This is a genomic window from Xanthomonas translucens pv. cerealis (assembly GCF_006838285.1).
Lineage (GTDB): Bacteria > Pseudomonadota > Gammaproteobacteria > Xanthomonadales > Xanthomonadaceae > Xanthomonas_A > Xanthomonas_A cerealis.
Genome location: NZ_CP038228.1, coordinates 1,549,191 through 1,569,407, shown reverse-complemented (window position 1 = coordinate 1,569,407; position 20,217 = coordinate 1,549,191). Strand labels below are relative to the sequence as shown.

General features: G+C 67.8%; 10 protein-coding genes and 1 pseudogene. 7 read left to right on the top strand and 4 right to left on the bottom strand.

Translation table 11 applies throughout. From position 1 onward, the window contains the following. Positions 1 to 2 precede the first annotated feature (2 nt). The 5 genes from E4A48_RS06985 to E4A48_RS06970 are packed head-to-tail and all read left to right on the top strand — an operon-like array spanning position 3 to position 4,342. Entirely contained in the window at positions 3 to 1,235 is a 1,233-nt protein-coding gene (locus E4A48_RS06985) for an amidohydrolase family protein (protein WP_058196565.1), read from the top strand. Beyond that, a complete protein-coding gene (locus E4A48_RS06980) occupies positions 1,232 to 1,930 on the top strand; it encodes a class I SAM-dependent methyltransferase (RefSeq protein ID WP_039010135.1) in 699 nt (232 codons plus the stop codon). Before E4A48_RS06985 ends, E4A48_RS06980 begins: the two co-directional genes overlap by 4 nt. A gap of 23 nt (positions 1,931 to 1,953) precedes the next feature. After that, a complete protein-coding gene (locus E4A48_RS20955; protein ID WP_256057580.1) occupies positions 1,954 to 2,088 on the top strand; it encodes a hypothetical protein in 135 nt (44 codons plus the stop codon). 26 nt (positions 2,089 to 2,114) lie between these two features. Beyond that, positions 2,115 to 3,239 carry a glycosyltransferase family 4 protein gene (locus tag E4A48_RS06975; RefSeq protein WP_058196566.1) on the top strand — a complete coding sequence of 375 codons (1,125 nt, stop codon included), beginning with the start codon at positions 2,115 to 2,117 and terminating at the stop codon, positions 3,237 to 3,239. Beyond that, positions 3,236 to 4,342, top strand: a complete 1,107-nt coding sequence (locus E4A48_RS06970; RefSeq protein ID WP_039009956.1) for a glycosyltransferase family 4 protein — start codon at positions 3,236 to 3,238, stop codon at positions 4,340 to 4,342. The genes E4A48_RS06975 and E4A48_RS06970 overlap by 4 nt, the downstream gene beginning before the upstream one ends. 78 nt (positions 4,343 to 4,420) lie before the next feature. On the opposite strand, the gene E4A48_RS06965 is transcribed toward E4A48_RS06970, so the two are convergent. After that, entirely contained in the window at positions 4,421 to 5,632 is a 1,212-nt protein-coding gene (locus E4A48_RS06965) for a nucleotidyltransferase family protein (RefSeq protein WP_185910733.1), read from the bottom strand. Positions 5,633 to 5,694: 62 nt separating this feature from the next. After that, complete coding sequence (locus E4A48_RS06960; protein ID WP_409976374.1) at positions 5,695 to 7,242, bottom strand: B12-binding domain-containing radical SAM protein; 1,548 nt, start codon at positions 7,240 to 7,242, stop codon at positions 5,695 to 5,697. A gap of 174 nt (positions 7,243 to 7,416) precedes the next feature. On the opposite strand from E4A48_RS06960, the gene E4A48_RS06955 reads away from it, so the two are divergent. Together E4A48_RS06955 and E4A48_RS06950 are read left to right on the top strand one after the other, a co-directional pair. After that, complete coding sequence (locus E4A48_RS06955) at positions 7,417 to 8,475, top strand: phosphoenolpyruvate carboxykinase (ATP) (RefSeq protein ID WP_142743122.1); 1,059 nt, start codon at positions 7,417 to 7,419, stop codon at positions 8,473 to 8,475. Between the two features lie 138 nt (positions 8,476 to 8,613). Further along, entirely contained in the window at positions 8,614 to 10,365 is a 1,752-nt protein-coding gene (locus E4A48_RS06950; protein WP_039009952.1) for an ATP-binding cassette domain-containing protein, read from the top strand. Positions 10,366 to 10,650: 285 nt separating this feature from the next. On the opposite strand, the gene xopAD is transcribed toward E4A48_RS06950, so the two are convergent. Together xopAD and E4A48_RS06935 are read right to left on the bottom strand one after the other, a co-directional pair. After that, on the bottom strand, positions 10,651 to 19,350 hold the full coding sequence (xopAD, locus tag E4A48_RS06945) for a XopAD/skwp family type III secretion system effector (protein WP_142742121.1): 8,700 nt from the start codon (positions 19,348 to 19,350) through the stop codon (positions 10,651 to 10,653). A gap of 609 nt (positions 19,351 to 19,959) precedes the next feature. Next, positions 19,960 to 20,212: pseudogene (locus E4A48_RS06935) on the bottom strand (DNA-binding protein); the annotation flags it as partial. Positions 20,213 to 20,217 lie beyond the last annotated feature (5 nt).

The following is a 20,217-nucleotide window of genomic DNA, read 5'->3' as shown; positions in this document are numbered from 1 at the left end:
CGATGCGCCCGCCTTCCGCTAGCGCCGAGATCTGCCTGCACGGCGCGCGCCTGGCTACCCCGGCCGGCGCGGTACGCGCGCCATTGGCATTGCGCGGCGCACGCATCGTCGCCGCGCCGGCCACTGCGGCGTACCGGGTCGCGCTGCACGGGCATCTGGTGTTTCCGGGGCTGATCAATGCGCACGAGCACCTGCAGGTCAATGCGGTGCCGCCATTGCCGCAGACCGCGCCGTTCGCCAACAGCTACGCCTGGATCGAGGCGTTCGCCGCGCATTTCCGCGATCCCGCGGTCGCCGCCGCGCTGCAAGTGCCCAAAGCATTGCGCCTGCGCCACGGCGCGCTGAAGAACCTGCTTGCCGGCGTCACCTGCGTCGCCCAGCACGATCCGTGGCATGCCGAACTGGATGCGGCGGACTTCCCGGTGGCGCTGCTGCGCGAGTTCGGCTGGAGCTACGCCTTGCACGGACCCGACTACGGTCCGCCGCTGGCGCAGAGCTTCGCCGCGACCGCCGCCGACCGCCCGTGGATGATCCACCTGGCCGAGGGCACCGATGCGCTCGCCGCCGGCGAACTGGCCGAGCTGGAGCGGCGCGGCTGCCTGGCCGGCAACAGCGTGCTGATCCACGGCGTGGGACTGAGCGCGGCCGATATCGAGCGCGTGCTCGCCTGCGGCGCCGCCGTGGTCTGGTGCCCGTCGAGCAATCTGACGCTGCTGGGACGCACCTTGGACCCGCGCCGGCTGTACGCCGGCGGGCGCCTGGCGTTGGGCAGCGATTCGCGCCTGAGCGGCGCGCGCGACCTGCTCGAGGAACTGCAGGTGGCCGCCGCCAACGGCGTGGATGCCGGGCAGGCGCTGGCACTGGCGACCACCGCCGCGGCACGCATCCTGCGTCTGCCAGAACGCGGCAGTCTCGCGGTCGGCACTGCTGCGGATCTGCTGATCGTCGGCGACCGCGGCGGCGATCCGGCGCATAGTCTGGTCGGGCTGGCGCGCAGCGCACTGCGTGCGGTGGTGCGCGATGGGCGCCCGCGCATCGCCGATCCGGATTTCGCCGACTGGTTCGAGGCCGCTGGCGTCGCTGCAGTACCGGTGACGCTGGACGGCGTACCGAAGCTGCTGGCCGCGGAACTGGCCGACCCAGCGCTGCTCGCGCTCGAACCCGGATTGGAGCTGCAAGCAAACGCGCTTCGCACGACGGAGCCGTCCGTCGCCCTGCAGGTGTGCCGCGCATGAGCGCCGTGCCGATCCTGGACCCGTTCGAGGCCTATGCGCTGTGGGCGGCGAGCTATCCGGCGCATGCGCACAACCCGGTGATGCAGGCCGAGCAGCGCGCCATGCTGGCGCTGTTGCCGCCCGCGCTGCACGGCCAGCGCGTGCTCGATGCCGGCTGTGGCAGCGGGCGTTATCTGTTGCATTCGCTGGAACGCGGCGCCGCGCACGCCACCGGCGTGGACCTGTCGCCGCAGATGCTCAGCCGCGCCGCGCGCGAACTGGAGGCGGCCGGCGCCGGCGATCGCTATACGCTGCGCGAGGGCAGCCTGGACGCGCTGCCTGTGGCCGATGCCGAGGCCGGCCTGAGCATCTGCGCGCTGGCGGTCGGGCATCTGCCGCAGTTGTTGCCGGCGCTGGCCGAACTGCGCCGCGCCACCCGCCCGGGCGGCAGCGTGCTGTGCAGCGACGTGCACCCGATCGGCCACGCGCTGGGCTGGAAGCGCGATTTCAAGGCCGCTGGCCAGCGTTATGCGGTACGCCACAGCCAACACCTCTACAGCCACTGGCATGCGGCCTGCGCCACGCTCGGATTGAGGATCGAGGCGGTGCGCGAACCGATGCTCGACCCTGCCGACATTCCCGCCGGCGCGCACTTCGATCCTGCCGCGCTGCAGATGCCGGTGGCGCTGGTGTTCCTGCTGCGACGCCTGCCATGAGCCTTGCCTTGCGATCTCCTTGCATGCCTTCCACACCTAACACGCTGTTGGTCAATCCGACCATCGCCTCGCGCGGTAATGCGCGCTTCCCGCTGGCGCCGCTGAACCTGGCCAATTGGCTGGTGTGCCTGCGCCTGCCGCAGGTTTCCGGCATCTAGGCATGTCGCCTCCCAGCGCAAACCCCATGCACGTCGCCCAGATCAATTTCGTCCGCACTCCGCCGGGACTTGCGCCGGCGCAGGTGTTCGCGCACTGGCCGTCGCTGGCCGACATCTCCGAAACGGTGGCCAGCGCCGGCACCCGGGTGTCGGTGATCCAGGCCGCGCACAGGTCGGAGCAGTTGCTGCGCAACGGCGTGGAATATCACTTCATCGATCCTGGCGATGCCAGCCGCCGCCGCCGTGCGCGGCGCATCGCCGGCATCGTGCACGCGATCGGCGCCGACGTGGTTCACGTGCACGGCCTGGAGTTCGCGCGCGAGGCCTGCGCCATGGCGCGGCAGCTGCCGCAAGTGCCGATCCTGCTGCAGGACCATGCCAATCGCCCGCCACGCTGGTGGCGCCGCTCGCAGTGGCGGCAGTGGTACGCGGCCGCGGCGGGAATCGCCTTCACCTCGCTCGATCTGGCGCGCGCGTTCGTGCATGCCGGGCTGTTCGCGCCGTCCACCCGCCTGTTCGCGATTCCCGAATCCAGCTGCCGCTTCACCCCCGGCGATCGCGCCCAGGCGCGGCGCGACAGCGGGCTGCATGGCGCGCCCTGCGTGCTGTGGGTCGGTCACCTGAGCGCCGGCAAGGACCCGTTGACCGTGCTCGACGGCGTGGCCCGCGCCGCCGCGCGGTTGCCGGGGTTGCAGTTGTTTTGCGCCTTCGGCAGCGCGCCGTTGCTGGAGGCGGTGCAAGAACGGATACGACGCGATCCGCGCCTGCATGGGCGGGTGCATCTGCTCGGCAAGGTCGACCATGCGCAGGTGCAGACGCTGATGCGTGCGGCGGATCTGTTCGTGTCGGCCAGCCTGGCCGAAAGCTGCGGCTATGCGGCACTGGAAGCCTTCGCCTGCGGCACGCTGCCGGTGCTGACCGACATCCCGTCGTTCCGCGCGCTCACCGATTGCGGTCGCGTCGGCGAACTGTGGCCATGCGGCGATGCCGGGCTGCTCGCCGAGGCGCTGGTGCATGCCGCCGCCGAACCGCCGTCGCCGGCGCAGGTCCGCGCCCATTTCGATGCGCAGCTGTCGTTCGCGGCGGTCGGGCGGCGCTGGTCGCGCGCCTATGCGCAGCTGCTGCAGCAAGCCGCGCGGAGCGACCCATGAGGCTGGCGCTGGTGGTGCCGGGCGGGGTCGATCGCAGCGGCGAGTACCGGGTGATCCCGGTGCTGCTGACCTTGATCGAACGCCTGGCGCGCAGCCACGAGGTGCATGTGTTCGTGCTGCACCAGGAGCCTGCGCCGGCATGCTGGGAGTTGCTCGGCGCGCGCATCCACAACATCGGCGACGGCCGTACCCGCCTGCGCGCGGTCGCCGCGATCCGCGCCGAGCATCGGCAGGCGCCGTTCGACCTGGTGCAATCGATCTTCTCCGGCCATTGCAGCCTGATCGCCGTGGCCGCCGCGCGCCTGCTGCGGCGGCCGAGCCTGGTGCACATCGCCGGCGGCGAACTGGTCGCGCTGCATGCCATCGGCTACGGCGGGCGGCGCAAATGGCAGGGGCGGCTGCGCGAAGCACTTGTGTTGCGGCTGGCCGACGCGGTCACCGCGGCCAGCGCGCCGATCGTCGAGGCGCTGCAGGCGCTGGGCATCGCCGCCGAGCGCGTCCCGTTGGGCGTGGACCTGCGCGCCTGGCCGCCGCGCGCGCCGCGCCGGCGCGATGGCGGCACCGCGCGCTTGCTGCACGTGGCCAGCCTTAACCGGGTCAAGGACCAGCCGACGCTGCTGCGCGCACTGGCGGCGTTGGCGCGCGCCGGCGTCGCGTTCCGGATCGACATCGTCGGCGTGGACACGCTCGACGGCGAGATGCAGCGCCTGGTCGCGCAACTCGGGCTGTCGCAGCAGGTGCGCTTCCTCGGTTTCAAGACCCAGCGCGAACTGCGCCCGCTGGTGGAGGCCGCCGATCTGCTGGTGCTGTCGTCGCTGCACGAAGCCGGGCCGATGGTGCTGCTGGAAGCGGCGGTGGCCGGCGTACCCACCGTCGGCACCGGGGTAGGGCACCTGCTGGAATGGGCGCCATCGGCGGCGCTGGCGGTGCCGACCGGCGATTGGGCTGGCCTGGCCGAAGCCCTGCGCCAGGTCCTGGCCGACGACGAACTACGCCTGCGCCTGGCCTGGTCCGCGCAGTGCCGCGCGGTGCGCGAGGACGCCGAGCACACCGTGCGCAGCTTCAACGCGCTGTACCGGCGGCTGTGTCCGCAGAGCGCGTGAGCACCCGGATCCAATGTAGGGGCTTCAGCCGCGACAGGCATTACCGATAGCGCCTGTCGCGGCTGAAACCGCGCCTGCCTAACCCGCCGCATATCCCTGCAAGGCGCTGCGCACCGCATACAGCGTATCCATACGCGGCACCGGCCGCAGCAGGCGCAGCAGCACGCGCCGCCGCTGCGGCAGCGCGACCCAGGATTGGCCCTGCAGCCACAGCTGGGTACGGATCATGTCGGCGCGCTCCTGCCTGCTCTCCTGCGAGGGCTGCAGCCGCTGCCGCAGATAGCGCAGCACCTCGCCGAGCGAGCGCGCCCATTCGATCCCGGGCAGCGCCGACAGCCACAGCTGCGAGCACGAGGCGTGGGTCAGGTCCAGCCGCCGCGAGACCAGCCGCAGCAGCGGCGGACACTGCGCGCGTAACTGCGCCAACACTGCCTTCGGAATTGCCGTACGGTAGTAGCGCAGCATCAGTTGCAACGGCGGCCACGCCCACCACGGCGCGCCATCGCTGGCGTCGCAAAGCACCCGCCAGTCCTTGCCGCTCATCCGCGTGGCCAGCAGCGCGATGTCGTGCAGATGCATCAAGCGCAGGCTGCGGCCGCAGATGCCGCCGGCTGCATGCAGCAGCAGATGGCTCATCAGTGCGCCGTTGGACGGGTAGGGTTTCAAGCCCGGACGGCTGTCGCGCGGGAATACCCGCTCGCTGATATCGACGGTGGCCAACGGCAGCCGCTCCTGGATGCGCAGGTGCAACTCGATGTTGATCGGCGTGTCGCGATGCTCGCCCAGGCTGGCGACAGGATGCGCCTGCGCCGGGCGGAAGGTCTGGTGCTTCCACTGTGCGAATTCGGCCACGTAGCCGAGCTCGCCCAGCAGCGCGCCCACCTGCGCGGCGTCTTCGGCGCGCACCAGCAGGTCGATGTCGGCCATCGGCCGGTCGCCCGGCAGGTACAGCCCTTGCGCGTGCAAGGCCGCGCCCTTCAGCGGCACGATCGCCACACCGGCGGCCTGCGCCAGCGTATCGATCCGCTGCAGCAGCGCGGCGATGCGCCGGTAGCGATGGGCGACGTGCTCGCGCTGCCCGGCCAGGAACGCGCTCCAGTCGCGATCGGGCCACACCGATCGCCGGCTCAGCAACGGCCCGATGCCGTGCGCGGCGGTCGCTGCCGCGGCCAGCTGCCATTGCAGCCGATTCCACTGCGGCATCGCGTTGCCCGGCCGCGCCAATTCGCGCGCCAGGGTCTCTGTCGCCAGCCGCAGGCCCTTGCCGACATGCTTCAACGCGGGCTGCACTGCGCGGTCGTCAAGGGGGTTGGTGGAGCAGGGCGCTTGCGCGTGCGCTGTCGCGTGCGCGGTCATTGGCGTTGCACCGGCAAGATGTCGCGGTCGCAGGCAGTGACTACCGACGGCATGGCGGCGTCGGTCCGGTGCCGGCCTTCGCTGGCGATCAGCGCCTGCCATTGCGTATCCAATGCCGCCCAGTCCTGCGCATAATCGTGCGGTTGCCGCGTGTCCTGGCTGCACTGCAGATCCACCTGCCGGTGCAGCAGATCGCGCACGCGCCGATAGAACTCCGAGTCGTAGGCGCCATGGAACATCATCGCCAGGTCGTCGCTGTCCTGCCAATGGGTCTTGCGGCCGAGCTGGTTCTTCACCTGCTGGTAGAACGTGGTTCCGGGCAGTGGGTACGACACGCTGACGCCGATATCGTCCGGGCGCGCCTTCGCCACCAGCGCACGGGTGGCGAGGATGTCGTCCAGTTGCTCGTCCAGGTAGCCGAGCTGCAGGAAGAAGCCGACGCGGATGCCTTGCACGCCCAGGCGCTGACGCGCGTCGATCACGTCCTGCACCGCGGTGCCCTTGGTCATCTTGTCGAGGATGCGCTGGCTCCCGCTTTCCGCGCCGATCCACGCTTCCGCGCAACCGGCGCGGGCCAGCGCGGCGGCCATGCGTTCGCTGCCGAGATCGGCGCGGGTCTGGATGGTGAACGGAATCGAGCCATCGGCCGCGGCCAGCACCGCGGCGAATTCTTCCACCCAGTCGATGTGGAAGCCGAAGATGTCGTCGGCCATCCAGATATGGTCGGGGGCGAAGGCGCGCTTGAGGTGGATCATTTCCGCGGCCACTTCCGGCGCGCTACGGCGCTTGTAGTGGTTGCCCCAGATCGGCTTGGCGCACCAGTTGCAGCGGAACGGGCAACCGCGCGAGGCGGCCATGTTCAGGCTGAAATAGCCGTGCCGCTGCAGCCACAGGCGCCGGTAGCGCTCGATATCGACCAGGTCCCAGGCGGCCAGCCCGGACAGGCGCGGGTCCGGCGGCCGCGCACCGATGTGCGCGCGGTTGAGCTGCGGCAGCGCGACGCTGGCGATATCGGCCACGTCCGTCACCCATGCCACGGCATCGATGTCGGGCGTTTGCTGCAGCCGTTCGACCAGTTCCAGCAGCGCAGCGATGCCTTCGCCAATCAGCACCGCATGCGCACCGGCGGCCAGGAACGCTTCGGGATGGTCCGACGCGTCGGAACCGGCCACGATCACCCGGCTGCCGGCGGCGCGCGCCTCGGCGATCATCCGGCAGGCCGCCTCGCGCATCCGGCTCAGGCACATCTTGGTCAGGAAGTTGAAGTTGTCCTCGTAGAACACCACCAGGTCCGGTTGCGCGGCGCGCAGCGAGGCCTGGTAGTCCTCCACGCCGTCGGCCAGCATCGCATCGAACAGCGTCACCGCGTGCCCGTGCCGGCGCAGCAGCGTGGCCACCTGCAGCGTGGCCAGCGGCGGATACGGCTTGCCACGCTCCCATTGCTTGGGATCGTAGCGCAGGAAATAGGAATGGCTGACCTGGATCTTTGGCATCGGCGGAAGGGTCTCGTTCGGCGCCGGCAACCAATGCCGCGGCGCATGCAGCAGTGGCCGCGCATAGGTGGCGGTGCTGTAAGTGCCGCCCGCGCCGTTTTTGGTTGTACGCGCTGCACCGGTGCAGCGGCGTGCGCGGCCAATAGCGCACTGCTGCACCTGCCGCGCAACCTTTGCCGCCGCTGCGCGCACTCACGCGCATCGACTCCCATGGATCCAATCCCGATGCCGCTCTCGACCGTGCGCACGCAACGCTGGGCGCCTATGGCCAGCTCCGACGCAACGTACGCTGGCGTCGCCGCCGATCCGTTCCACGAGCGGCTGCGGCGCGACCATGTCCTCGGCAAGCAGTTGCTGGGCTGCCGCTTCCAGTTCGAAAGCAACAGTGAGGCCTTGCTGCAGCTGGTCGAAGCGGCATTCGGCGGGGTACCGGCGCACCAGTTGCCCGATGCGGCCGAGCTTCGCATCGAACTGAACCTGATCGCGCGCAATGACGCGCCCTATGTCTTGGCGCTGGAACCGCCGCCGGTGCGGACGCATGCGGGTGCAGGCGCGTTGTGCGGCGTCATCGACGCCGACAACTACATGGTACTGACGCCGGAGCAGGGCAGGGCGCTGCTGGTGGTGTCGGAAGACATGCTCGCCCATCCCTATCATGTGCGCTACGAACTGATCGAATTCGCGGTGTTCGTGCTGGCGGCGCGCGCGATGCGCCTGGTGCCGCTGCATGGCGCCTGTGTCGGCGCCGGCGGGCGCGGCGTGCTGTTGCTCGGCGCCAGCGGTTCCGGCAAGTCCACGCTGGCCCTGCACAGCCTGCTGCGCGGCTTGCAGTTCCTCGCCGAGGATGCGTTGTTCGTCGAGCCGCAGCGCATGCTCGCTACCGGTATCGGCAACTTTCTGCACCTGCGGCCGGATCTGCTGCGGCTGGTCGATGCGCCGACGCGCGCCTGGATCGCCGCCGCGCCGACGATCCGGCGCCGCAGCGGCGTGTCCAAGCACGAAGTCGATATCCGCAACGGCCGCGCGTGTCTTGCGCCCGCGCCGTTGCAGCTGGCCGCTGCAGTGTTCGTCTCCGGCACGGCCGCCGCCGATCCGCAGCAGCTGTTGCGGCCCATCGCCGAACACGAGCTGCTCGAGCGCCTGAGCGCCGACCAGCCCTATGCCGCCGCGCAACCGGGATGGTCGCTGTTCGTGCGCCAACTGCAGCGGTTGGGCGTGTACGAACTGCAGCGCGGCGCGTATCCGGATGCCTCGGTCGATGCCCTGTTGCAGTTGCTGCCATGAGCGCGGTGGCGAAGAGCGGATGCGTGCCATGAGCATGGCATCGCGCGCAGGCGAGGGCCGCTGCGGCGGCGTCGCCACACGGCCGCCGCCGCCAGCCGTGGCATCCAGTGGACAGCCGGCATTCCCAGGCTGCCACCGATGACCACGCGCGACACCACCGTGCCCGACCAGGCACAGTCGCTGCTGCACGCGTTCAGCGCCACCCTGGAGCGTGGCGAGCGGATGCGCATCTGTGTGTACGTCGCGCTGTCGTTGCTGTGCGCGCTGGCCGGCGCCGTGGCCACGGTCGCCCTGGTACCGCTGGTGCAACCCGGGCATGCACCGACGCTCGGCGGCCACGCGCTGGCGTTGCCCGACGGCATCCTCGCCCAGGCGGCGATCTTCGTCCTCGCCAGCGCCGGCTTCGCCCTGCTGCGCTGGATGGGCGCGCGGCTGGCCGCTGACCTGGCCAGCGGCCATGCGGTGCGCCTGCGCCGCCAAGTGCACGCGCGCCTGCTCGATGCACCGCTGCCGGCGCTTGCCGACGCCAGTTCGGCGGAAATCGCCAACGTGCTCACCTACAACATCGAGATCATCGTCCAGGGCTTCAGCGCCTTGCTGCAGTTGCTTGTGGCCGCCATCACCGCCGGCGTCAGCCTGGGCATCGCCTTTCTGGTCTCGCCGGCCCTGGTGCTGGCGCTGCCGCCGCTGCTGGGCCTGGCCTTGCTCGCGTTCCGCATCTCCGGCCACGAGCAGGCGCGGGTCAGCCGCCAGTACGTCGCCGACATGACCCGGCTGTTCTGGCTCAGCGAGGATTTCCCGCGGCGCCTGCGCCACGTGCGTTCGTTCGAACGCGAAGACCTGGAGAAAAGCGGCTACGCCGCGATCTCCAGCCGGCTCAGCCATGGCTACTGGCGGCAGCAGGCACTGGTCGCCTCGGGCCGGCTGCTGTTGGAACTCAGTGCGGTCGCCGCCATCGCGGCGATCATGCTGTTGGCCGGCCTGTGGCACGGCATCGACCGCGGCGCGCTGATCACCGTCGGCCTGTTGCTGGGACGGCTGCTGCCGTACCTGGTCTCGACCCGGCAAAGCTTCCAGCAACTGCGTTCGGCTGCACCGGCGCTGGAGCTATGGCAACACTATGTTGGGCTGGGGACGGCGCGGGCGATGCCGACAAGGCCGCCCGCGGCCGCGCCCATGCATGGCCCGCTGCGGATCCACAGCATCGGCCTGGCGCCGCCTCTGGCCGAGGTCGCGATCGGCGAACTGATCCTGGCGCCCGGCAGCATGACCCTGATCTGCGGACACTCCGGTGCCGGCAAGAGCAGCTTGATGGACGTGCTCGCCGGCATGGTCGAACCGCGCGTGTTCGCGGCACAATGCGATGGACAAACGCTGGATTTCGCGGCATACCGCGCCCTGGTCCGGCACGGCGCCTATGTCGGCCAGAGCGTGCGACCGTGGCAGCACACGGTGCGCGACTGCCTGGCCTGGGCCGAGCCGGGCGCTAGCGCAGCGGCGATGTGGCAGGCGCTGCGCGACGTCGGCCTGGCCGCGCGCCTGCACGACGGCGTGCAGGGCCTGGACACACCCCTGAGCGGCGCCGCCACCAAACTCTCCGGCGGCGAACTGCAGCGCCTGCTGCTGGCGCAAGTGATCCTCAGGCAACCGCGGATCGCCCTGTTGGACGAAGCCACCAGCGCGCTCGACGCCGTTTCGGAGAAACAGGTGCTGTCGACGCTGCGCCAGCGCCTGCCGCGCACCGCGCTGGTCGTGGTGTCGCACCGGACCAGCCTGTCCAGCGTGGCCGATCGCTGCCTGCACCTGGCACGCCCGGCATCGGTGCCATTGCCGATGGCGCAGCAACCCCACTGCCAGGCACCGCCTGTGGGCGCGGTCCGCGATGGCTAGTCTGGTTGCGGACGCAAAGGCTCTTCTTGCTGCCTTGCGCGGAACCGTCTAGCGTCCATGGCCTTTGCAGCGATGCGCGCCCGCTGCCCGCCGGACCAGCGCCCTGCGCCCGGCTGCCTGCTTGAGAGGTTGCCGCACTGTTGGGCACTCATACGTTGGGCGGGATAATGTGACGTTATCCCGCTCGAGGCGATTGAGTGGGCGGAGAAATCGCTGCTTTTGCACGAATCCCGGCCGGAGCCTGCGACGATCGGCAGCCCTGACTGGTGCTTGGCATACGCCGCGTCAAGGGCTGGACTCTTCCCAATCCTCGATCTCGTCGCATCCTGGCGGCGACGCTACGCGACTGAAAGCCGCTAGCGCAGGGGCGACCAGTTCGCGCTTCTCCGCCGGTGAGGCGCCGCTGAGCTTCAGCGCAAATGAGCGCTTGTAAAGGTCATGGAATTGCTCCTTGAGTTGGAACGTGTGCGGGGTGTGGAACTGGATTTCCCAGAGCGCGCCTTCCGGGCTTCGCAGGGTGACATTGACCGCCTTGAAGTTCTGCCGGTACGTGTACGTGTTGAAGTGGTTGCTCAGCTTGACCCGTACATGCCCCTGATCGTCCAGTGCGGCCAGCACACCGCGCAGGCCGGCGGTGAAGTCCTGCGGTTCCAGTACCAGGCTGTAGCGCAGCGCGTCGTTCATGCCGGCCACGGCTTCTTCCAGGGTCTGCTTCTTCAACGCCATCTGCCGCTCGAGCTTTGCCAGAAGCGAGCCGTGCGACTTCAGTTGATGCTGTGTTCCCTCCAGTCGCCCACCATGGGGCGCGGCAACGCCGCTCAGCATGTCGGTGACCTTGGGTTCCATTTCGCGAGCTCGGGTCCGCAAGGCCTGCGCCTGCAGCGCAATGTCCTCGCGCCGAACCTCGCGCAAACGCGCTGCCGGCGACGGCGGCGGGGCGATCAGGCCTGCCTGCTGTAGCGCACCAAGCGCGTCTTCCATGACACCGGCGGCCATCGACGGCATGCGCTGCAGCAGTCCCTTGGTCCTTTCGGGATCGAAGCGCCCCTCGTGCATGGCCCGGGCGGTCGCCTTGCCGTACGGCACGATGGACACGCGCTCGGCGAATGCCCGCTCGGATCGTTCGCACGCCTCCACGATCTTGGCGAACAGCGCCGTGCCGGTGTCGGACTTCAGCGCATCGGTGCCGACCTTGATCGCGATGGTGAAAAGGTTGCGCATGCTCAGTTCAGGCTCATTCCGGACCAGCCCCGGTTGCCCGTTCGGGAACTGCGCGTGCGATAACCGGCACACCGGGTAGTTGTCGAGGATGGCGTGGATGCGCGCTTCTACGCCAGGCGCGGCCTCGTAGGCCTGGGCAAGCAGTGGAAACGCCTCAGCCAATGCGTCGGGCAGACGCGGCGCGTCGCTGCTGGCGGCCGAACCCGGCGCAAGTCCAGCCAGCTGCGCGTTCAGCAACTCGGCGGCTTCGCGCGCCTCGGGCATGTGGGCGCGTCCGATCGCTTCCTGCGCCTGGGTGCGTAGTTCTGCCAACATCTGTGGATCGCGGGCGTCGCCTTCGAGCATCTCGCGCAAGCCGTTGCGCAGGTCGCGCTCGATGCCATCGTAGGTGCCGAACATCATGCTGCGCGCCATCGCCTCGCGCAGCTCGTCGGGCTGGGCCATGAAGCGCGACGCCAGGGTGGCGGCCGCGCTTGTGATGTGCTGACCGCGTTTGAAGGAGATGATCTCCGACAGCCGCCCGGCCTGGTAGTGACCACTGACGGGGTCGACGGCCGGCGTGGCCGTCTTCGGTGGCTTGAAGGACTGCTGCCGACCGAGCCTCACCTCGCGCTCGGCCATCACCCGCGAAATCAGCGCGGCCAGCTTGGGGTAGCCTGCGTACACGAAGGCGTCGTCCCCGTCGGTATCCATGTTGCGCTTGCGCAACTCCGCGATCGGCAGTGCGCCCAGACGCCCGGGCTCCACGATGTCCTTGAGCCGCAGGCTGCCGGTGCTGCGCATGTCGCGCGGCAAGGCATCGCGGTCGCGGCCGGTGGTCCAGCTCGACAGCGTCTTGAGATCCTCCTTGGAGCAGACCAGGTCCTTGTTGGCGAAATCGGCCGGCCAGTTCGTCTTCGGCACCACGATGAGCATGCCCTTGCTGTGCAGCATAGGGGGATCGTCGCCCGATCCGTCGTCGAAGCCGGTGTAGCTGTACTGGATGCCGAACGACTGCGAGAGGAACTCGGCGGTGGCGTCGCCCTGCGCCACGGTCGCGACGCGCTCCTCCGGCACCGGCAGCAGGTTCTCCTTGTCGTAGGGCGGCTTGCCGAGCAGCAAGGGACCGCCTGCGCCGTCAAAGGCCTGGCTGCGCTGCCGCGGCAGGTGCACCTTGTCATCGGCGGACGGCACCGCCCTGACTCTCTGGCCCTGGTAGCCGCCGCCGACGGCAAGCCTGTATGTCGAGAGGAGTTCACCCGATCCAGGCGGCAGCGCCTTCAGCCGCTGCTGCATCGCCTCGCGCGCCTCCCGCAATGCCGCCTCGTCGCGCGGAAAGTGCTGCAGCGCCTGCGCTGGCATCATCGAAGGACCCTTGTCCACGGCCAGAAGCTCGCGCTGCTCCTGGCTGGCCTGGCCGGCCTGCGCCGCTTGCCATGCGTCGTAACGCTTGCGGAAGGCAGGGATGCACAAGGCCACCTCCAACTTCAGAAAGCCGCAGCCATCGTTGGGGCATAGCGCCAGCGGGCTCCCATCCGATGCCAACGGCTTGAACGGGTGCGCAGGGCCTTCGACATCATCGAAAAAGCCCAGGCGCAGCGTGCCCTCGACGACATGGTCGCTCGGGACCATCTCCATCAGCGAGCGCTGCATGCGCGACCAGTCCTCACGTTGCGGGGCAAGCTTGGCTGCGAGTTGCATCAGGCTGCTGCCCGGGACGGTGTCGGCATAGCGGAACGCCGGCAACAGCGAGGTCTTTTCAGGTCGGCTTGGCAGCGACAGGCCGTTGCTGGCAGATTTTTTGCCATCGACGCGGCTGCCGCCGAACATGTCGAAGCGCCATGGCTCATCCTGATAGTTGAACGTACGCGCCAGCATGAACGTCGAAATCGCCCCCGGCAGCTGGACTTCTACCAGCGGCAGGCCGGTCAGACGCGCGAACAGCGAGTACGGCTTGTCCGCTTCGGCCAGATTGTTCGAGATTTCCTTGCCCCGCATGTCGACCACGACATGCGTCGTGCTGCCGGTGCCGGTGACGGGGGCGGCAGGCTGGCCCGGAGCTGAGCGCATGCTCAAGCGCCCGCTGTCCAGGTCGAAGCTGCTTGGTGGATGGGCCTGCGCAATCTTCGCCGACTCCTTCGCCATGCGCAGGTCCAGCGTGTCAAACACCTGGTCACCGGCCTCGATCTGCGCGATCAAGTTCCAGCTCATCTCGCCCAGGTCCGCCTCGATGGCCTCGCGGGTCCGCTCCAGCGTCCGCTCTACCCATGTCGTCAATTCCTCGCGGCGCTGCTGCACTTGCTTGCGCGCGCCTTCGACATGGCGCGTCTTCCATTGCCGGGAGACCACCCCATAGGCCTTGAGCATCTGGAAAAAGGACAACGCCGGGCATCGAGTTGCGTGCTGGTCGGTGTCGGCCGAAGCCTGCGCGCCAGCGCCGCCCAGGTACAAGTCGATCTTGCGCTCGGCAATGGGCTGCAACGCGTTGAACAAGCGCAATGCGCGGCTGCGATGGCGAGGGATCAGCTCCGGGTTGCGGATCAATGGCAACAGTCCCATGCACAGGTTGCCGAGACCCTCAAGGTTGGTTTCACGTAATCCGTCGTCCTGCGCGAGCGCCGAAACCCGCTCCAGTGCTGGCCCTGCCAGCGGACGCATCTGGCGATGAAGTTGCGCCGATGCGAGGGCCTTGAAGAGCACCCCGATCTCTCCGGCGGAGGCTGCCTCAAAACGTTCGCGGTGCAGCTCCAGGTACCCGGCCATCGCCCGCAGTTTGGCGCCACCCAGGGTTTGCAACTGTTCATCGTCCAAGTGCCGCAGGCGGGACATCGCGTTGGCCACCATGACCAGCCCACGCATCTCGAACTGCTGCCACGGCACCGCGGCCGAGCCGGCGTATTCGGCGAGCAGCACCGCTGCTGTTTGACACGCCGGCCTTTCGAGGCCTTTGCTCAGCGCATTGAGTGACACTGCCACGTCTAGCGCCTGCATGGCGTGTCGCAGCTCGTGGTCCTCGGTCAGCCTGTCGGCCAGCACGTCGATGGCCTGCTCGCAGTTCGTACGTCCGGGCCATTTGCTCAGCGCGTTGAGTGCTTGGGCCAGTTCAATAGGAAACATGGCGTTGCGCAAAACGCGCTCGTCGGCTAACCGCCAGGCCAAGGCGTCAGTGGCGGCCCCGCTGAATTCCACCTCGGGCCATTTGCTCAAGGCGTTCAGCGCGTTGGCCACGCCTTGCGCGTTGAGGGCGTTGCACAACCCGGGATCGTTGGCCAGTCGAGAGGCCAGTGCATTGCCGGCATCCTGGCAGTTGGGCGTGTCGGGCCATTTACTCAGGGCGTTGAGCACGTTGGCCGCACCTTGCGGGTCGAGGTCGTTGCACAACCCGGTATCGTCGATCAGTCGCGAAGCCAGCGCAGTGGCGGCATTCCTGCAATCAGGCGTGTCGGGCCATTTGCTCAGGGCGTTCAACACGTTGGCCACACCTTGCTGGTCGAGATCGTTGCGCAACGCGGGATCGTCGGCCAGTCGCGAGGCCAGCGCAGTGGCGGCATCCTTGCAGTCAAGCGTGTCGGGCCATTTGCTCAGGGCGTTCAACACGTTGGCCACGCCTTGCGGCGCGAGGCCGCTGCACAGGTCGCGACCATTGGCCAATCGCGAGGCCAGCGCAGTGGCGGCATCCTTGCAGTCGGGCGCGTCGGGCCATTTGCTCAGGGCGTTGAGCACGTTGGCCACACCTTGCGGGTCGAGGTCGTTGCACAACGCGGGATCTTCGGCCAGTCGCGAAGCCAGCGCATTGGCGGCATCCCTGCAGTCAGGCGTGTCGGGCCATTTGCTCAGGGCGTTGAGCACGTTGGCCACACCTTGCGGGTCGAGGTCGTTGCACAGGTCGCGATCATTGGCCAATCGCGAGACCAGCGCAGTGTCGGCATCCTTGCAGTACGGCGCGTCGGGCCATTTACTCAGGGCGTTGAGCACGTTGGCCAGACCTTGCGGGTCGAGGTCGTTGCACAACGCGGGATCGTCGGCCAGTCGCGAGGCCAGCGCAGTGGCGGCATCCTTGCAGTCAGGCGTGTCGGGCCATTTGCTCAAGGCGTTCATTACGTTGGCCATGTGTTGCCCTTCGAGGGCGTTGCACAACCCGGGATCGTTGGCCAGTCGTGAGGCCAGTGCCTTGGCTGCGGCAGCGCAGAGCGCGGTGGCGGGCCATTTGCTCAGGGCGTTGAGCGCATTGGCCACGCCTTGCAGATCCAGCGCGTGACGCAAATCAGGCTCGTTCGCCAACCGCGACGCTACCGCACTGGCGGCGTCCGCACAGACCCGCCTGCCGGGCCATTTGCTCAGCGCATTCAGCGCAATGGCCACTTCTTGCGGTTCCAGCGCATCGCACAACCCGGGTGCGTTGGCCAAGCGTGCGGCCAGTGCCTCTACGGCGACAGTGCAGCGCGATACGTCAGGCCATTTGCTCAGGGCGTTCAGCGCGTTTGCCACGCCTTGCGGCGCGAGGGCGTTGCACAAGCCGGGATCGTCGGCCAGTCGTGAGGCCAGTGCCTTGACCGCGGCAGCGCAGAGCGCGGTAGTGGGCCATTTGCTCAGGGCGTTCAGCGCGTTGGCCACGCCTTGCGGCGCGAGGGCGTTGCACAAGTCGGGATCGTCGGCCAGTCGTGAGGCCAGTGCCTTGGCCGCGGCAGCGCAGAGCGCGGTAGTGGGCCATTTGCTCAGGGCGTTGAGCGTATTGGCCACGCCTTGCGGATCCAGCGCGTGGCGCAAACCAGGCTCGTTCGCCAACCGCGAAGCAACCGCACTTGCGGCGTCCGCACAGACCTGCGTGCCAGGCCATTTGCTCAGGGCATTCAGCGCAATGGCCACTTCTTGCGGTTCCAGCGCATCGCACAACGCGGATGCGTTGGCCAAGCGTGCGGCCAGTGCCTCAACGGCGACAGTGCAGCGCGGTACCGCAGGCCATTTGCTGAAGGCGTTGATTGCGTTGGCCATGTGTTGCCCTTCGAGGGCGTCGCACAACCCGGGATCGTTGGCCAATCGCGAGGCCAGTGTCGCGACCACGGCAACGCAGAGAGAGGTGTCGGGCCATTTGCTCAGAGCGTTCAGCGCGTTGGTCAGGCCTTGCGGGTCGAGGGCGTTGCACAACGTGGGATCCTCGGCCAGTCGTGCCGCCAGCGCCTCCGCGGCGGTGGCGCACACCGGCGTGTCGGGCCATTTGCTCAGGGCGTTCAACACGTGGTCCATGTCCAGTGGGTTGAGGGCATTGCGCAAATCGCGCTCGTTGAGCAGCCGCGCGGCCAATGCGTTGGCGGCATCCTTGCAGTCTTGCCTGTCGGGCCATTTGCTCATGGCGTTGAGCGCCTTGGCCACGCCTTGCGCGTTGAGGTCGCCGCACACCTCGGGCTCGTTCGCCAACCGGGAAGCCACCGTGCTGGCTGCATCGGCAAAGACCGGCATGCTGGGCCATTTGCTCAGGGCATTCAGGACGATGCCCAGTTCCTGCTGCTCGAGGGCGTCGCACAACTTGGGATCGTTGGTCAGTCGCAAGGCCAGTGCGTTGGCGGCATCTTTGCAGTCCGACGTATCTGGCCATTTGCTCAGGGCGTTCAGCGCAACGGCCACACCTTGCGGTTCGAGCTCATCGCACAACACGGGATCGTCGGCCAGGCGTGCGGCCAGTGCCTCGACGGCGGCAGCGCAGAGCAATGTGTCGGGCCATTTGCTCAAGGCGTTGAGCGCGTTGGCCATGTGTTGCTCTTCGAGGGCGTCGCACAACCCGGGATCGTTGGCCAGTCGCGCCGCCAGCGTCTCCGCGGCGGTGGCGCACACCGGCGTGTCGGGCCATTTGCTCAGGGCATTCAACGCGTTGGCGACTTCTTGTGGGTTGAGTGCATCGCACAACCCGGGATTGCCGGCCAGTCGCGCCGCCAGCGCCTCTGCGGCGGTGGCGCACACCGACGTGTCGGGCCATTTGCTCAGGGCATTGAGCGCGTTGGTCATGTGTTGCCGTTCGAGGGCGTCGCACAATCCGGGATCGGCGGCCAGGCGCGCCGCCAGCGCCTTGACCGCGGCAGCGCAGATCGACGTGTCGGGCCATTTGCTCAGGGCATTGAGCGCGTTGGCCATGCCTTGCGGGTCGAGGTCGTCGCGCAACCGTGACTCGCCGGCCAGTCGCCAGGCCAGTGCGTTGGCTGCATCCTGGCAGTCGGGCATGTCGGGCCATTTGCTCAGCGCGTTGAGCACATTGGCCATGTGTTGCCCTTCGAGGGCGTCGCATAACCCGGGATCGTCGGCCAGTCGCGCCGCCAGCGCCTCCGCGGCGGTGGCGCACACCGGCGTGTCGGGCCATTTGCTCAAGGCGTTGAGCACGCTGACCACGCCTTGCGAGTTGAGATCGTTGCACAGGTCGCGATCATGAGCCAATCGCGAGGCCAGCGCGCTTGCGACCACCGCGCAGGCCTCCCTGTCGTGCCATTTGCTCAGGGCGTTCAACACCTGGGCTACGCCTTGCGCCTCGAGGCCGTTGCGTAAAGTGCCATCATTGGCCAATCGCGAGGCCAGCGCGCTGGCGGCATCCTTGCAGTCAGGCGTGTCGTGCCATTTGCTCAGGGCGTTTAACGCGATTCCGACTTCTTGCGGTTTGAAGGCATTGCACAAACCGCGCTCGGTGGCCAGGCGCAAGGCCAACGCGCTGGCGGCGACTTTGCACAGCTCCGCGTCGTGCCATTTGCTCAGGGCGTTGAGCGTGTTTGCAACGCTCTGTGCATCCATCGCGTGACGCAGGTTCCTGTTGCTGGCGAGCAGTTCGGCAAGCGACTGCGCGATGGACTGGCAGTCTGGGTTATCGGACCACTTGCTGAAGGCATTGAGTACCAGGCCGATGCCCTGCGCGTTCATGGACTGCCAGGCCTTGTGCTCACGTAGCAGGTGACGTGCCAGACGCGCCGCCGCGCGTTCGCACCTGGCGCTGTCGGTGTTCTTGGCGAACGCGTTCAGGAGGAGCATTGACGGGGGACCATCCAGCCCCAACGGAGCATCGGCCTGGATCACCTCTCCAGCGATCCACGCGATTGCATACATACACGCCGTTTGGTTTGGGTGCTTGCTCAGCTTGTTGGCCACATGGGCCAGCTGTTTCAGCGATGCACCGTCGAACCAACCGGTCTTGTAGAGATACTGCGCCGCAAGTTCGGTGCAACGATCGAGATCGCGGTGCGTTAGACCCGGGCCTGTGAACCGCCTTGCATTGGCAATCATCTGAAGATATTTGTCCAGCAAATGCGCATTGACTTGCGCGTGGGCGTTCTCATCCAGGAAGGGCAGGGCCAGCTTGCAGTCCATGCGACGCGCCAGCGCATTGTCCTGCGCCATGGAGACGCTCAGGCGAGCGTTGTGGGTCTGCGTCAACCGGCTGGGCGCACTCAACTGCCGCCGATAACGCTCTCGCTCTGCCTGCAGCTGTCTTTTTTCCGCTGAGTCGAGCTGATGTTCGGCCAGCCGAAGATCCGCCGGCGTCAACTCCACGCTATGCAGTGCCCGCTTTGGCTGCCGATACGGCTCTTGCTGCTCCCGCGGTCGCTTTCCAGCCGCCCGGTCTGACGTTTGTTCGGTCAGGCGAAGCTCTGCCGGCGCCTGCGAACCATGCCTTGGTGGTTGTGGCATGCGCTGCGATGACGAGGACGAGGTGCTGGCGTAAGCCGGCATTTTGTCCGGGCGCCGCTCCGCAGCGATACCGCGTCGGTCGCTGGGCTCATCGTGCCTGTGCGAGTGAGTGGCTGGCTCCAGCCGCCGCCGTTTGGCCGGTGGCCGTCCAAGCGGCGGCTGACTGTCGCGGGTGCTGTGTACAGCTTGCTCCCCGGCCGGCGTAGGCTGGTCCTCGCGGGGAAAGACAAGTTCGAGCGCAATGCATTGAGATTGACTTTTGAGGTTTTCATGCCTGTAACTTAGTCAATCTGCCTGCCAACCGTCCTGCTCGCTGCGAAGCTTCCATTCCGTTTGCGATGCTCGCTGCGGGTTGGAGCAGTGCATGCCCCATCCGCGCCTGGATTGACTTTTCTTATTCGCCATCTACCTGCGGCTAACGTAGCTACCCGAGTGTTCGGGCAGCGGCATATTGGTCAGCAAGGCGAGGGCATGCGCGCGCAGCGTAAGGGCATCGGCATCGGACATGACGCAGCACAGCTGGTCCCATAACGGATTGGTGAAGGGCACGCCCAAACTCCAGCGAACCGGCTGCCGACGGCAACTGCGGCGTGCTCGGCGCGAACGCGCAGCTAGCGGATATCGGCGACAGCGCGCCAATGCGCGGCAGAACAGCCCATTGGAGGTTTGCAGAAGAGCGATTTGATCCAGAGGCGCTTGGGTGTCATCGTGTCTGGGCCGGGACTAGCCAGGTAGCGTCTCAGCCTCCTCATGCAGTGTGGCTGCAAGCCGACCGACCAGGTCCTGCAGGGCCTGGTCGGTCGGCGACCTTGGCGCCGAGACCTTGCCCTTCTTCTTACTACAGTTCTTTTAGGTAGCGGTGGATCGTGGTCTTGGAACCGGTATTGCCCAGCGCCACCCGCACCGCGTCCACCGACGGGTGCTTGCCTTGCTGTACACCTCGCCGCGGGCCGTGGCAGCCTACTCGAATTATTTCATAATGCATTGCAT

What these genes read in the sequence shown, in the direction of transcription:
- E4A48_RS06955 (WP_142743122.1), top strand. Translation starts at nt 7,417, where the DNA reads ATGCCGCTCTCGACCGTGCGCACGCAACGCTGGGCGCCTATGGCCAGC.
- E4A48_RS06980 (WP_039010135.1), top strand. Translation starts at nt 1,232, where the DNA reads ATGAGCGCCGTGCCGATCCTGGACCCGTTCGAGGCCTATGCGCTGTGG.
- E4A48_RS06975 (WP_058196566.1), top strand. Translation starts at nt 2,115, where the DNA reads ATGCACGTCGCCCAGATCAATTTCGTCCGCACTCCGCCGGGACTTGCG.
- E4A48_RS06985 (WP_058196565.1), top strand. Translation starts at nt 3, where the DNA reads ATGCGCCCGCCTTCCGCTAGCGCCGAGATCTGCCTGCACGGCGCGCGC.
- E4A48_RS20955 (WP_256057580.1), top strand. Translation starts at nt 1,954, where the DNA reads ATGCCTTCCACACCTAACACGCTGTTGGTCAATCCGACCATCGCCTCG.
- E4A48_RS06970 (WP_039009956.1), top strand. Translation starts at nt 3,236, where the DNA reads ATGAGGCTGGCGCTGGTGGTGCCGGGCGGGGTCGATCGCAGCGGCGAG.
- E4A48_RS06950 (WP_039009952.1), top strand. Translation starts at nt 8,614, where the DNA reads ATGACCACGCGCGACACCACCGTGCCCGACCAGGCACAGTCGCTGCTG.